Raw genomic sequence first — 13,902 nt, forward strand, 5'->3', positions numbered from 1 at the left:
TGTCCATGTACCTATATAGCCCGTGGATTATTTTTCCTGGGATTCTGCGCCTTTAGCTTGCTCAATAATGAAACGAGCTGCTTTTTTACGAGCTACAGAATTTCTCAACATAGCTACACGGCCTTCTTTAACAATAATATTCATAACTTCTTTTGGATCGGCACCAAACTGCTGAGCCATCGTGTAAATTTCGATATTCATATCTTCTGGTGTTACTTCGATGTTTTCAGCTTTAGCGATTGTTTCTAATACCAAGTCAGCGCGTACATTTTCAGCAGCGTTAGCATGGTATTCTTCTTTTAAACCATCCATTGTTTTGTTGGAGAATTTTAAGTAGTCTTCTAATTTCAAACCACGGCTTTCTAAGTTCATAGCCATTTCTTGAATCATTTGTTCTACACGGTCTTCTACCATAACTTCTGGAATATCTACAGTTGCATTTTTAACGGCTGTTTCGATAAGTTCCGCATTGTATGCATCAATAGCACGACGAGTAGCATCTTCTTCCATTTGTTTACGAAGATCTGCTTTTAATTCTTCAATTGTTTCATAAGAACTAGCTTCTTTAGCGAATTCATCATTCAATTCAGGCAATTCTTTACGTTTAATGTCGTGAATATGAGTTTTGAAAACAGCTTCTTTGTTAGCTAATTCTTTTACAAAGTAATCTTCAGGGAAGGTTACTTTTACTTCTACATCATCACCAGCAGAATGACCGATTAATTGATCTTCAAAACCTGGGATGAAGCTACCGGAACCAATCTGAAGTGGGTAGGATTTACCTTCGCCACCATCAAATGGTTTGCCATCGATAGAACCAGCAAAATCGATAACTGCAAAGTCATCTTTTTGTAATTTTGCGTCTTTTTCAGCTACTACCATTTTAGCTTGCTGATTACGGATATTGTCTAACTGTTCCTGAATCTGTTCATCAGTTACCTTAGCTTCTTGTTTTTCAGCTTCTAAGCCTTTGTAATCGCCAAGAGTTACTTCTGGGCGTTTAGTAAGGGTTGCTTTGAACACTAAATCTTTACCTTCTTCGAATGTTACACGTTCGATTTCTGGTTCGCTTACAGGCACGATTTCATTAGCTACTAATGCTTCTTGATATGCACGGCCAGCGATAGTGTCAAATGCTTCTTCTAAAATAGCTTCTTTGCCGAAGTTCATTTCTAAAATACGACGAGGTGCTTTACCTTTACGGAAACCAGGAATATTTACCTGACCAGCAATGCGTTTTACAGCTTGCTGAATACCTTTCGTTACGTCTTTTGCTGGAACTTCAATAGTTAAGGTTACCTTATGTTGATCAACAGGGGTTACAGTTGCATTCATGAAAATATGTCCTCCTTGAGGGCCAAATGCCCAAAATTTCTGTTTTATAATATTGCATTCCTTATCTTATCACAAAATTTGAATGTATGCAATTTTATATGATAAAGTAAGTCATTTTCTTCTAATTCTTTTGATAAATTATGCTATTAGCCTTCTTTAGCAATTAATTCAACTACATCACGACGACTAAATACACCAATTACTACACCATGTTCATCAACAACGGGCATAGTTTTTAAATGTTTCTCTAACATTGTTGCTACTACTGGTTCCACTTCTTCTTTAGGGCCACAAGTAATAACTTCTTTAGTCATCAATTCTTCCACTTGAACAGCCAATAACTTTTTAAATTGTGCATTATATTCACCAATACCACTGTAATAAATGCTAGCACCAAGCACATTTACATAATGAGGCGCATGCGGACGAACTTTTTTGTACAATAAGTCGCCTTCAGTAATAATCCCTTCCAATTTATTATTTTCGTCAACTACAATAAGTCCAGCCACTTTATATTTCACTAATAATTTAGCCGCCTCATTGATAGTTGTATCTTTAGTAACAGTTACGGGATATTTGTTCATAGCTTCAGCAATTAACATAGGATTACCTCCTTTTACACACCGACTATAGCGGTGTACATACTACATACTACATACTACATACTGCCTATTACACAATCAGCAAGATTATATCTAATCAATACACATACTGCGCTTGCCAACGTGGTCAGCTATTATCTTATATAGTATATGTTAGACAAGGATTAGTAAAACTCCTGCTTATTATATAGTTTTAGCCTTTTAAAACAAAGTAAGCAATGATTGCTATTAAGATAATGGCACTAATAATAACAACTTGCCAACCACGACGGTTGCCACCTTCGCCACCTTCTTCAATACCAATTAAATTGCCTTCTTCATCATAGCGATGGCGGTATTGACCTTCCAAATCATCATAATCGGTCACATCTTCAACCTTCGCTTTATAGCGACGAGCCGCCACTTGACGAGCTCGCTCTTGCACATCAAGTTCCATTCTGTGAACTTGTAAGCTAGTCAAATCTTTGCGCAAGGATTCTAAGAGACCACTAATAAACACTAAACGCGCTTCTAATAGCTTATTGACAGCATAACTTCGTTCCAACCAAGATTGGTACAACGCCATCAATACACTATGATTTACATCATTTACGGTTTCATTAGCTTGCAAACGTTGTCCTGTCTTAGTTTCATTATTAAGGGCATCTAATAAAGTCTGCGCATACCGACTAAACTCAATAAGCAAGGTATTTATTTCTTTATTTTGCAAGCCCAGTTCTTCTTTACGATGGACAATATAGTCTTGTGAAAAACCACCCTTTTCTAAGGTTTGCACCATCTTAGCCGCATCGCCATAAGCACCTAATGTAGAGTTAACAATACGGGTGGTATTGCTAATCTCAGCTAATGTTTTTTCTAAAAAAGCACTGCGTTCTTTTAACTGAACAATTGCTTCAGCTTCGCCAGTTAAGGATTCAGTAATGGCGGTTACTTGTTCCATTTGTGCTTTTAATAAATCTAAATTCCCTTGAATAATGACTTGTGCTGTGTCAGTGGCTTCCCCATATACAGCATAAAAGCCATCACTACCGCGCTCTTGTTGCGCCTGCCATAACGCTTCTAGACTCGGCAAACCAGTAAAATTGGCTGCATTTGTTGTCACGCTATTACCTCCATCTACGCCTCACACTAAAAATAAACTCTCTTACGTTTATTATAAATTATTTATCAAACCTATTACCAATGATACGGCTCATTGCGATTAATTTTACAAGCCCTATAAATTTGTTCTACCAACAATAAGCGTACCATTTGATGAGTAAATGTCATAGGGCTAAACGATAAACGTAAATCAGCCCGCTGTCGCAAAGCTTCTGAAACGCCAAATGCGCCACCAATTATAAAGGTCATTTCACTAATGCCTTGCACTTCTAATGTAGCAATCTTTTCAGCTAAGTCTTCTGATGATAAAGTTTTACCTTTTACATCTAAAAGAACAACATAGCTTTTAGGATTTACTTGCTTCAACAAGCGTTCCCCTTCTTCCGCTACAATAGCTTGCCGTTTACTATCATCAGCACTGGGCAATTTACTTTCATTTAACTCAGTAATTGTGACGCCCCCATAGACAGTGAGGCGTTTCACAAATTCCGCCACTCCATCACGAAGATAGGTGGTCTTTAACTTACCAATGGCAAGCACTGTAAATTTCATAGTTCACACTCTCCTATGGCCTCACTACCTAATGCTAATACAAATAAAGCCTTCATATTAATCCGTTGTATCAGACCTAATGCCTAATTAATTCATTGCCTTAGGCATAGTACCTAATTAGTTGTATCAGGCATAGTACCTAGTTCCACAGTAACAGTCCGTTCTGTTCCATTACTTAACACCGTAAGTGTCAAAGACTCTCCTGGTTTATGATTATCTAATATTTGTTTCAATTGAACAAGATTAGTAATTGAAGTTTCACCTACTGCTACAATTAAATCGCCTTCACTAATATCGCTATTAGCGGCTGGGCCATCATTATATACACGAGCCACTAATAATCCATCTTTTTTAAGTTGTAAACCATATTTAGCGGCCGTAGATTTATCCAACAAGCCAAGCCCTATATATGCACGCACTACTTTGCCATGTTCAATTAAGTCTTTAACAATTGGTTTCACTTCGTTGATTGGAATAGAGAAACCCATGCCCTCTATGCCTGTATGAGCAATTTTTTCACTATTAATACCTATAACATCACCATCAGCATTTACAAGGGCCCCACCAGAATTACCAGGATTAATAGCTGCATCTGTTTGAATTAATGGGAATCGCTGTGATTCCATATCGATGGTACGATGTAAGGCACTAATCACGCCAGTTGTAACAGAACCTTGGAATTCTAACCCTAATGGATTGCCAATGGCAATAGCCGGTTCACCCACTTGTAATTGATCAGAGTCACCTAATGTAGCTACCGGCATATTATCAGTAGGTGTAATTTTAACTACTGCTAAATCGGTTAGTGGATCAACACCAACAATCGTTCCTTCCTGTGAAGAACCATCACTTAGCGATACAGTCACTTTTTTACGATTGGCCTGCGCCACTACGTGATAGTTGGTTACAATGTAGCCGTCTTTATCAATAATAACACCAGAGCCAACGCCTTCACCTACTAACACTTGTTGGTCAAAAATATTGCGGTCATACACCTTAGTCGTAATCCCTACAACAGCTGGGCCAGCCTTTTTCACAGCCTCTACAATGGCTGTATTCCGATTATCCGATAATGGTACATTTCGTTTAGTTCCTTCGTTTGTTATAGCTGTAGTAGCTGTAATCGTCCGCTTCGTATTGCCATAAAAATCATTAGTCAAATATCCACCTACAGCACCAACTATAAGTAAAACGATGGCGAAAAGTATAAATAAGCCTCGTTTTTTACTATCCATAGAAATACCTCCTAACTTACCAATTATTTATGCATGAATAGACACTTTTTCCTTAGGCTGTCCATGATATAAACAAATATCTTTATTCACCTGTAATCCTTCAGCCTGTAACGCTGTCATAACCGTGTCATCTACCACAGGTTGTGCATTATTTTTCTCTGACCGATGTGCCAAAATAACTTGTAAATTATCAGGGCGTTTCATCATCAATAATGCTTGGGCTGCATGTTCATTACTTAAATGACCATATGGACTGGCTACACGCTGTTTCAAATCATAAGGATACGGCCCATATTTTAACATTTGCGGATCATAATTAGCCTCTAACACTAACAAATTACTATAATCCATATGCTTTAGCATCGTGTCATCTACGATTCCCGTATCCGTCATAAAAGTAATTTTATGATTCCCACCATAACAGCAAAGTCCCATCGGATCCGCTGCATCATGACTGGTACGGAATGTATCGACTTGCAAATCACCAAGGGTAAAACTATTTTTTGTAATCACCGTAAAGGCTTTACTAGCAATGCCCTTGCGATTTACGATTTCACGCATCGTGCCAGCTCTGGTATACACTGGCACATCACACTGCTTCAACAACTGCGGCAAACCAGCCATGTGGTCGGTATGCTCATGAGTAATGCAAATACCCGCTAACTGGTCTAAGCGAAGACCCAATTCTTTTATTCCTTGAGTGATACGCCGCGCACTGATGCCTGCATCTACTAAAATACATGTATCCTTATAGGTTATTAAAGTGGCATTACCTTGACTGCCACTAGCAAGCACATGAGCAGCTAATGTAGCTCCGTCAGCACTTACCTCAGAAGGTTCACTCGGTGCCATCTGAGTTATATTCATTTGTAATTTATTGACTGCTTCTTCTATGGCACGTTGTCTCAACAAAAACTCCTTCTATTTAGTTACTTCTCGGTTTAAATTACCGCTTTTAAAACTCTGTAAGTCTACACTCACATAAGTAAAGCCAAATTCTTCAAAAGCCTGACGAATCATTTCACGTCGCTTTGAATCAGCAAATATCTGAAAATCAGTTTCACTGACTTCAATACGAGCCATACCTTCATGGTAACGCACGCGCAAAGGACCGTCAATGAATTGGTGTAAATATTTCTCCCCTTTTTCAATCATAGTAAGGGCTTCGCCAGTAATTACATGATTATAGGGAACTCTAGTAGCTAGACAAGGTGAACTTGGCTTGTCCCACACTTCTAAACCCCAAGTTTTGGCTACTGTACGAATATCTTCTTTGGTAAAGCCATTCTCTAACAAAGGACTGCGCACCGTACCAAGTTCTTCTAAGGCACGCATACCAGGGCGATAATCTTGCTTATCATCTAAATTACCCCCATCAAGAACACCATTAATCCCCTTAGCGGCAGCCCAATCAATTAATTTTTGAAAGCGATTTTTCTTACAATAATAACAACGTTCTGGATCATTGCGAGTAAAATCTTCCATTTCTAATTCATTAATTTCTACAATCGTATGCTCAATGCCAATAACCTTGGCAAAGCGTTTGGCATCTTCAATTTCTTCGACTGGCAAAGTTGGTGAACTAACTGTAAAGGCCTGTGCCTTATCTCCCAATACTTTATGAGCCACAGCGGCTAAAAAGGTACTATCAACTCCACCAGAAAAAGCTACAACAGCACTCCCCATTTGCTGTAAAGTAGCTTCCAAATTTGCTAACTTTGATTCTAACTCTGTACTTAACATAAGGTTCGTCTCTCTTCTCTTTTATAAATTTACATGTAATCATATGTAGGAGTCTTACTATAAACTCCTTAAATTACAATTAAATGAATCAACTAAAATTATATATAGATTAACTTATACGCTTTATACGCTTTATACGCTTTATGCGCTTTATGCGCTTTATGTGCTTTATACACTTTATGCTCTTTATGCGCTTTAATAGAAATCTGATTTTTAATAGATATTAACTATGTTTTTCCGCAAGGTCTACAAATACCTTCATATTTGCCGCTAAATCAGGACCACGGCGGAACATGTCACCACCGACTAAGAACATCGTATCATTGCCATATAAATCAAGCAATTCAGGCAAGCGAAGTTCTGTAACGCCACCACCAGGCGACGGGCACGTTGCCTTAATCCCCTCTATCGGCTTAGTGCAATATTGATGAATACGTTTACACTGGTCAGCCGTAAAGGTAAAACGGCCACCATAAGACACAAAGATGGACATATCAGCACCAAATAACCGAGGTAACAAGCCCATCCATAAATAATCAGCAATACCAGATACACCAGGCAAAGCAAAACCACCCATCATAGCAGGATGAGATATAATAGGTAAACCTAAGCCTTCTTCGTTAGCTAATCGATTAAGCCAGCCATAGCCAACTAATGCAGGGGCTACCATAAGAGCCGTAGCACCAGCTTCTTTGGCAAAATATGCTCTAGCCAGTAAATCTTCGCCATCAGCTGATACATTGGCAGCATATAAAGTATGATGACCAGTCTGTGCATTAGCTTCTGCCACCGCTTCAGCACAGCGTTTTACCCGTTCTTCAAAGGGACAAAACGTTTGATTTGTTATGCCATGATCATCCTTAATTACATCCGCCCCACCTAATACATAAGCACGACACATATCTGCCAAAACTGACGGCGATGTTCCCATGGGCTTAATAACCGCTTGAATAAAGGCCCTCTTAGCAGTCCCAGTAAGTTGCCGCAAACCGTCTAAGCCAAAACGTGGCCCTTTAAATGCGCTAACTAGGGCTGGTGATATTTCAATATCAATTACCCAAATGTGCGGTTGTAAGGAAGAATTGCCAAACACAACATTTAAAAATTGCGTAGCCTCTAAAGCAGTACATTCTACACCATAAGAAATTCGAGCTATAAAATGGCGCTCATCACCAGCTGATTCTAAGGACTCTAAACGACCTACAATATCTCGTTTAATATCCTCATTCTGTAAAAAATCATAAGGAAACTCAATCGTCTGTTCTACTTGCACGCCCCAAGCAATAGCTTTTGCCTCTTCATAGGTAAGGGCTTCTATTTGATAGGTCACTACGAACCGTTCATTGCATAAGTTCTTCATCAGTGCCTCCTTTTAAATACATCTCTAATTCTTTATTTTACTATAAAATGAATATTAATTGTACAACTTAATACGTTTCACCTAAAAATTATTACGTTTTACCTAAAAGTTATTAAGTTTCTAAATTCACTACTAGTGTATTCTAATTTATGATACACTAATAATCAGGATAAAGAGAGAGCCAAACTTGCCCTAACCAGCAATGATTTGGTATGAAGGAGGATTCAACATGAACTGGAACAATTACATTTCAAAAACATCACAAGAACTCCCTGCTTCAGGGATTCGTAAAATTTGGGAGATGTCCCTAGCCATGGATAATGTCTTATCCCTCGGGGTGGGTGAGCCTGATTATGCACCACCTGAAAAAGTATTACAAGCAGCTATTAAAAGCCTTGAAAAGAAAGAAACTAGTTATACTAGCAACGCAGGTCTTTTACCATTGCGCACAGCTATTCGCAATTGGCACCAAAAACGGTATGGTGTAGATTATACAGAAAATGAAATGATGCTAACTATCGGTGCTAGTGAAGCCATCGATCTTGCTATGCGCGTTCTTCTTAACGAAGGTGACGAAGTGCTTATTCCTGATCCTTCCTATGTAGCTTACGCAGCAGAAGTTACATTAAATCGTGGTACCCCGGTTATGGTACCAACACGACTTGAAGAAGGTTTTAAAATTACCCCTGCTGAGCTTGAAAAGGCCGTCACGCCTAAAACAAAAGTGTTACTCATGGGATATCCAAGCAATCCTACGGGTGCTATTTTAAACCAAGAGGATTTAAAAGGCATTGCTGAATTTGCTATTAAACATGATCTTATTGTAGTGAGTGATGAAATTTATTCAGAATTAACCTATGGCCAAACGCACACAAGTATTGCGTCTTTACCAGGTATGAAAGAACGCACACTTATCTTAAACGGCTTCTCCAAAGCCTATGCTATGACGGGCCTTCGTATTGGTTTCCTCTTAGCACCAGAAGAAGTCATTGCTCAAGCCATTAAAATTCATCAATACAGCATTGTAGCCCCAGCTACCCCTATTCAACATGCGGCTATTATCGCCCTTAATGAATGTGATGAAAGCGTTATTAATATGCGTGAAGAATACCAAGCTCGTCGTGACCTTATCGTTGCGGGTTTCCAAAAAATGGGATTACCAATCGCTGTACCAGAAGGGGCCTTCTATGTATTCCCTGATATTTCTAGCTGTGGTTTAAATGACTTTGACTTTGCTGTACAATTATTACAGCAAGAGCATGTAGCAGTCGTACCAGGTTCTGCCTTTGGTGAATGTGGCAAAGGTCGTATCCGTTGTTCCTACGCCTCTTCGCGTGAAACAATCCAAGAAGCCTTAGTGCGCATTGAACGGTTTATTAATGGATTGAAAAAATAATACTTTCTTATCTTATTACAACTAACCGATTCTATACTATAACAAAAAGGGACGGTAGCCCTAATGATTCACATCATATGGGCTACCGTCCCTTTATTATTTATCATGCATTATGTATTGTATGTATTAAGCTTCAGCCAATGCTTTGCCACGCGCTTCACAATCAGCAATTGCTGCATCATCAGGCGCACCAAATACAGGAAGGTTATCAGCTACAATGTTTGCGCCAGCCGCTTTTACACGTTCTGCCCAATCATCAAGCCAAGTACCGCCCCAACCATAAGAGCCGAAAAGAATTACTTGTTTACCAGATAATTTGCCTTCTAACGCTGTGTAGAATGGTTCAAATTCCATTTCTTCCAACTGTTCTGCACCCATATCAGCACAGCCTAAAGCCAATTTATCAAATGTAGCTGCTTCGTCAGCGGAAATTTCAGAAACGGATTTTACTACTACTTCTTGACCTGCATCAGCAATACCTTTACCGATTGCTTCTGCCATTGCAGCTGTGTTACCTGTACCAGACCAATAAATTACACCAATCATGTGATTACCTCCTACTAGCATGCCGTTACGGCTACTAAAGACTCTAATTGTTTACCATTTAAAAGCTGGGTATGACAGTAATTTCTGCATGCCCGAAAACAGTGAAACGAATGCATGGCGGACATAGGGTTGCCATAGACTTTCCATTCACCACAAAGTTTATAGCCACTCCCTTTCAAACGAATAAAGGAGCGCACATCATGGATTGGATAGCCCAAAAACAGACCTATTTCATGAGGAAAATCTTGTCGTTCTTCTAAACGTCGTTTTAAACGAGCAAACCATACATCTAAAGACTCTGTTGGCATATAGCCATACATCTTTAAAAAGCCTACGTGCTCTGGTCGCCGTAAATATTCCTCTAACATCCGTTTGCGAAACACTAACAACAATCTTCGTTGGTCGCAGTGACATAATTCATAAAAGAACAAGCCACGATCATTAAACATTTCATTATACGCCGACAAAGCCGTTGTCAAATGTATATCCTTATCTCGTGGAATAGCCACAAGATTCGCCACCTTGATGCCCCGTATTGCCGGCGCACAATGATAACCGATAATAGTATCTATCTCGCTTACCATAGTTTACCCTGCCTCTCAATGTTTTCAGGAGAACACTTGCTCTCAAGGCTGTCATACTAGTAAATCCGGATTTAATAAATAGTAGCTTCTTACCAAGCTACTATCTACTTGGCGAAAAATAATTAAGCTAACTATCTTCTTCATTCATCATACAATCAAAGTAGGTATCTGTCAATAAAAATGACAATTATTTTCATTTATGATATTTTAACAAGTTCTGTATGACAACTGAGTAAACGATATACTTCGATATACTCAATATAGCAATAATCTCTTATAAAACAAAGAGGATGAGGTATCTTTATTGTATACCTCATCCTCTAAAAAATCGGTAGCCTCAGCCACAAAATGCTCCATTCGGACAAATATTTTTGAGAAAATTATTCAACTACTTTAATTTTCCCATAAATTTTTCGTTATTGATAACAAAACGCTCATGTGTTCCCTGACCAATACAAGCCTCACCTTCATAGGCTGACACACGATAGGAAATCTTTCGCCCCTCAACAGCTGTTATTTCTGCTTCAGCCCGAATAGTAGCGCCTACAGGAGATGGCTTATCATGGGTAATATTCAAGGAAATCCCTACCGTACCTTCACCGTCTGCCAAGTAATTAGTCAAAGCAGCTACCGCCGCTTCTTCCATTAGAGCGCACATAGCAGGTGTAGCAAACACCGGCAAAGCACCACTTTTCATAGTTTTAGCTATATTTGCCTCTGTTACCATTACAACTGCTTCACCGCGCAAGCCAACTTGAATACTCATATACGCCTCCTAGGGTAAATACAACTTATAAAATGACTCTCTTATAATTAGTATACTATATTCAAGTTAACCTTAAAACAAAAAACATAAATATCCTTAATATTCTTGCTCATATTGCCAATCAATTAAAGATATAGTACACTGTTATCTATTTATAATTGACGTCTTCGTTAACACAAGCTGGTAATGGCCGTTTATGAATACCTGCAATTAAATTATTAGCTGTTAAGATTGCCATTTTATGACGAGTTTCATTTGTAAAGGATCCTATATGTGGTACTATCATGACTTTGCCAGTTGCCAATAATGGATGCTCCTTAGGTAGTGGCTCTGGATCGACTACATCAAGTGCCGCATAAGCAATTTGTCCTGTTTCAAGCGCCGTAACTAAAGCCGCTGTATCAACGACTGCACCACGACCTACATTGACAAATAAAGCATCTTTTTTCATTAAAGCAAATTCCTCACTACTAATCATGCCGCGTGTAGCTTCTGTTAAAGGCGTCATGACTAACACAGTATCACTATTTGCTAATAAGTCTGCTTTAGTACAATATGTTAGGTTTTGTACTTCATCATCTTTACGACGTGTTCTATTGTGATACAAAATTTGCATGCCAAAAGCTTGTGCTCGCTTAGCAATAGCCAAGCCGATTTCACCTAAGCCAATAATGCCTAACGTACTTCCCTTTAAATCACAGCCAATATGAATTGGGCTTTGTTTAGTCCATAAACCTTGTTTAACAAATTCTACATTTTCTACTATACGACGATTAGCTGCCGCAACTAATGTAAAGGCTAATTCTGCTACTGTATCAGTTAAAACATGAGGTGTATTGCCATGGGGAATTCTTTTAGCTGTAAGGTCTGAAATAACAATATTATCATAGCCCACTGAATCTTGCGCTACCACTTTTAATTTTGGTGCACTGGCTAATAAGTCAGCATCTACTTTAATATGTTTACTACTCCATAATCCATCAGCTTCACGTAACCACTCTTTTAATATTGAACGTGGCATAGGGGTAGGCTCTTGCCATTGTTTAATCGTAGCCCCTTCGGCTAATTTAGCTAAGCCATCAGGCCGTACTTTCCCTGCAACAATTACTAATGGTTTTTCTGTTTCCATTACAAAACACCCTATCTTATTTAATAAAGCTTACATGTTTATTAATTTCAGCTAACGCTTTTTCTTTATTTTCATTATATTCTACTTTTTTCTGTTCAAACCAGTTATTGCCATAAGTATCAATAGACACAATTAAAGGGCCGAATTCTTTAACTCGACAAGTCCATAATGTTTCAGGCATGCCTAACTCTTTCCAGTTAGCTTGTTCAATTTCTTCTACTTCAGTAGCGGCTAGCACTGCATTACCGGCAGGGAATACTAAGTGCAAGGCTTTGAACTCTTGGCAAGCCTTTTGTGTGCCTGGGCCCATGCCCCCCTTACCTACAATAAGGCGCACACCGGTCTGTTTTACAAAATCATATTCGAATTTTTCCATGCGCATACTTGTTGTTGGGCCTACAGAAATCATTTCATATTTGTCATTCGCTTCATCAACCGCTTTGACAATTGGGCCAGCATGTAAAATAGCCCCATCCCGTACATCAACAGGAAGTTCACGACCATATTCAATCAAACGGCGGTGTGCCACATCACGACAAGTCGTAATATGACCTGTTAAGTAAATAATATCGCCTGCTTTAATGCCTTCAAGATCTTTAGCTGAAATTGGTGTTGTTAAAATTTTCTTTTCCATTAGTATGCCACCCCACTATGAGATAATACAGTACATTTACCATCTTTAGTAAATACTAAATGACCACGACGATGATTCCAACAGCCTACGTTAACGGCTACGCTCAATACGGACGGATGACGGGTACCATTTTCAATGTTTACCCCCATAACAGATTTATCGCCACCCATACCTTGTGGTCCTAAGTGAAGCGAGTTAATACCATCCTCTAATAATTGTTCCATATAAGCTGCTTTTTCATTTGGATTTTTTGAACTTACAGGACGCATAAGAGCTTTTTTAGAATAGAGTGCCGCTGTATCAATGGACGTAGCAATCCCAACACCAACCAACAATGGTGGGCATGCATTTAAACCATAGGAAGTCATCAAATCAAGTACAAATTTAGCAACGCCTTCATATCCTTCACCAGGCATTAACGTTTTACCACTACCAGGCAAGGAGCAACCGCCACCAGCCATGTATGGGAAAATTTCTACATCATCACGATCGGGAACAATATCCCAAAATACATACGGTGCTGTTAAACCAATATTCTTTTTTGTATTAAATTCGTCAAATGTTTCAACACTATTGTGACGTAATGGAGTTTCTTGTGTTGCTGTCAAGGTAGCTTCTCGTAAAATGCTTTCCAATTCACCGATCAATGGGAAGTTAGCGCCACATTTTACCCAATATTGTAATACCCCTGTATCTTGGCAAGAAGGACGACTCAATTCTTTAGCAAGTTCCATATTTGTGTGCATAGTATCATAAATAGTTTTAGCTAATGGGTTCTTTTCATCAGCAGCTAATTCCTTAATTTTAGCATCTACATCATCTGGCAATACTTTAGACATATAGCCTACAAAATCTGCAATAATGCGAGTCATTTCCTGACTCTGAGTAACCTTTTCCATAATGGCCTCCTTAAAAATAA

The 13,902-nt window shown here is 38.8% G+C and carries 15 protein-coding genes; 1 reads left to right on the forward strand and 14 read right to left on the reverse strand.

The annotated features are described in order from the left end of the window. Positions 1 to 27: 27 nt before the first annotated feature. The 8 genes from tig to NFR44_RS03790 all read right to left on the reverse strand — a co-directional run bounded on the left by tig (position 28) and on the right by NFR44_RS03790 (position 7,928). Positions 28 to 1,335 (reverse strand): trigger factor, encoded by a 1,308-nt coding sequence (gene tig, locus NFR44_RS03755; protein ID WP_251441310.1) that lies wholly within the window; start codon positions 1,333 to 1,335, stop codon positions 28 to 30. A 146-nt stretch (positions 1,336 to 1,481) separates the two neighbouring features. Continuing rightward, positions 1,482 to 1,937: a CBS domain-containing protein gene (locus NFR44_RS03760; protein WP_251441312.1), complete on the reverse strand. Its 456-nt coding sequence runs from the start codon at positions 1,935 to 1,937 to the stop codon at positions 1,482 to 1,484. 193 nt (positions 1,938 to 2,130) lie between these two features. Beyond that, positions 2,131 to 3,039, reverse strand: coding sequence for a hypothetical protein (locus tag NFR44_RS03765; protein ID WP_251441314.1), 909 nt, complete (start codon positions 3,037 to 3,039; stop codon positions 2,131 to 2,133). A 74-nt stretch (positions 3,040 to 3,113) separates the two neighbouring features. Beyond that, positions 3,114 to 3,590, reverse strand: coding sequence for a 23S rRNA (pseudouridine(1915)-N(3))-methyltransferase RlmH (gene rlmH / locus NFR44_RS03770; protein WP_251441316.1), 477 nt, complete (start codon positions 3,588 to 3,590; stop codon positions 3,114 to 3,116). Positions 3,591 to 3,703: 113 nt separating this feature from the next. Beyond that, positions 3,704 to 4,825: a S1C family serine protease gene (locus NFR44_RS03775; RefSeq protein ID WP_251441318.1), complete on the reverse strand. Its 1,122-nt coding sequence runs from the start codon at positions 4,823 to 4,825 to the stop codon at positions 3,704 to 3,706. 27 nt (positions 4,826 to 4,852) lie between these two features. Further along, a complete protein-coding gene (locus NFR44_RS03780) occupies positions 4,853 to 5,734 on the reverse strand; it encodes an MBL fold metallo-hydrolase (RefSeq protein ID WP_251441320.1) in 882 nt (293 codons plus the stop codon). 12 nt (positions 5,735 to 5,746) lie between these two features. Beyond that, on the reverse strand, positions 5,747 to 6,568 hold the full coding sequence (gene larE / locus NFR44_RS03785; protein WP_251441321.1) for an ATP-dependent sacrificial sulfur transferase LarE: 822 nt from the start codon (positions 6,566 to 6,568) through the stop codon (positions 5,747 to 5,749). Between the two features lie 223 nt (positions 6,569 to 6,791). Next, on the reverse strand, positions 6,792 to 7,928 hold the full coding sequence (locus tag NFR44_RS03790) for a RuBisCO large subunit C-terminal-like domain-containing protein (RefSeq protein ID WP_251441323.1): 1,137 nt from the start codon (positions 7,926 to 7,928) through the stop codon (positions 6,792 to 6,794). Between the two features lie 229 nt (positions 7,929 to 8,157). On the opposite strand from NFR44_RS03790, the gene NFR44_RS03795 reads away from it, so the two are divergent. Beyond that, on the forward strand, positions 8,158 to 9,324 hold the full coding sequence (locus NFR44_RS03795) for a pyridoxal phosphate-dependent aminotransferase (RefSeq protein ID WP_251441325.1): 1,167 nt from the start codon (positions 8,158 to 8,160) through the stop codon (positions 9,322 to 9,324). 126 nt (positions 9,325 to 9,450) lie between these two features. On the opposite strand, the gene NFR44_RS03800 is transcribed toward NFR44_RS03795, so the two are convergent. The 6 genes from NFR44_RS03800 to ttdA all read right to left on the reverse strand — a co-directional run bounded on the left by NFR44_RS03800 (position 9,451) and on the right by ttdA (position 13,882). Beyond that, positions 9,451 to 9,870, reverse strand: a complete 420-nt coding sequence (locus NFR44_RS03800; RefSeq protein ID WP_251441327.1) for a flavodoxin — start codon at positions 9,868 to 9,870, stop codon at positions 9,451 to 9,453. Positions 9,871 to 9,884: 14 nt separating this feature from the next. Next, the gene (locus NFR44_RS03805) at positions 9,885 to 10,454 is read right to left on the reverse strand and encodes a DUF3793 family protein (protein WP_251441329.1); all 570 of its coding nucleotides are present in this window, start codon (positions 10,452 to 10,454) and stop codon (positions 9,885 to 9,887) included. Positions 10,455 to 10,842: 388 nt separating this feature from the next. Beyond that, positions 10,843 to 11,220, reverse strand: a complete 378-nt coding sequence (locus NFR44_RS03810; RefSeq protein WP_251441330.1) for a thioesterase family protein — start codon at positions 11,218 to 11,220, stop codon at positions 10,843 to 10,845. A gap of 148 nt (positions 11,221 to 11,368) precedes the next feature. Then, positions 11,369 to 12,349: a 2-hydroxyacid dehydrogenase gene (locus NFR44_RS03815; RefSeq protein WP_251441332.1), complete on the reverse strand. Its 981-nt coding sequence runs from the start codon at positions 12,347 to 12,349 to the stop codon at positions 11,369 to 11,371. A gap of 16 nt (positions 12,350 to 12,365) precedes the next feature. Next, entirely contained in the window at positions 12,366 to 12,983 is a 618-nt protein-coding gene (gene ttdB / locus NFR44_RS03820) for a L(+)-tartrate dehydratase subunit beta (protein WP_251441334.1), read from the reverse strand. Then, the gene (gene ttdA / locus NFR44_RS03825) at positions 12,983 to 13,882 is read right to left on the reverse strand and encodes a L(+)-tartrate dehydratase subunit alpha (RefSeq protein WP_251441336.1); all 900 of its coding nucleotides are present in this window, start codon (positions 13,880 to 13,882) and stop codon (positions 12,983 to 12,985) included. The genes ttdB and ttdA overlap by 1 nt, the downstream gene beginning before the upstream one ends. Positions 13,883 to 13,902 lie beyond the last annotated feature (20 nt).

The organism is Veillonella intestinalis, assembly GCF_943193155.1.
Lineage (GTDB): Bacteria > Bacillota > Negativicutes > Veillonellales > Veillonellaceae > Veillonella_A > Veillonella_A intestinalis.

Coding starts and splice junctions, on each gene's coding strand:
- NFR44_RS03760 (WP_251441312.1), bottom strand. CDS start 1,937: ATGTTAATTGCTGAAGCTATGAACAAATATCCCGTAACTGTTACTAAA.
- NFR44_RS03790 (WP_251441323.1), bottom strand. CDS start 7,928: ATGAAGAACTTATGCAATGAACGGTTCGTAGTGACCTATCAAATAGAA.
- tig (WP_251441310.1), bottom strand. CDS start 1,335: ATGAATGCAACTGTAACCCCTGTTGATCAACATAAGGTAACCTTAACT.
- NFR44_RS03800 (WP_251441327.1), bottom strand. CDS start 9,870: ATGATTGGTGTAATTTATTGGTCTGGTACAGGTAACACAGCTGCAATG.
- NFR44_RS03795 (WP_251441325.1), top strand. CDS start 8,158: ATGAACTGGAACAATTACATTTCAAAAACATCACAAGAACTCCCTGCT.
- NFR44_RS03815 (WP_251441332.1), bottom strand. CDS start 12,349: ATGGAAACAGAAAAACCATTAGTAATTGTTGCAGGGAAAGTACGGCCT.
- ttdA (WP_251441336.1), bottom strand. CDS start 13,882: ATGGAAAAGGTTACTCAGAGTCAGGAAATGACTCGCATTATTGCAGAT.
- NFR44_RS03805 (WP_251441329.1), bottom strand. CDS start 10,454: ATGGTAAGCGAGATAGATACTATTATCGGTTATCATTGTGCGCCGGCA.
- NFR44_RS03810 (WP_251441330.1), bottom strand. CDS start 11,220: ATGAGTATTCAAGTTGGCTTGCGCGGTGAAGCAGTTGTAATGGTAACA.
- rlmH (WP_251441316.1), bottom strand. CDS start 3,590: ATGAAATTTACAGTGCTTGCCATTGGTAAGTTAAAGACCACCTATCTT.
- larE (WP_251441321.1), bottom strand. CDS start 6,568: ATGTTAAGTACAGAGTTAGAATCAAAGTTAGCAAATTTGGAAGCTACT.
- ttdB (WP_251441334.1), bottom strand. CDS start 12,983: ATGGAAAAGAAAATTTTAACAACACCAATTTCAGCTAAAGATCTTGAA.
- NFR44_RS03775 (WP_251441318.1), bottom strand. CDS start 4,825: ATGGATAGTAAAAAACGAGGCTTATTTATACTTTTCGCCATCGTTTTA.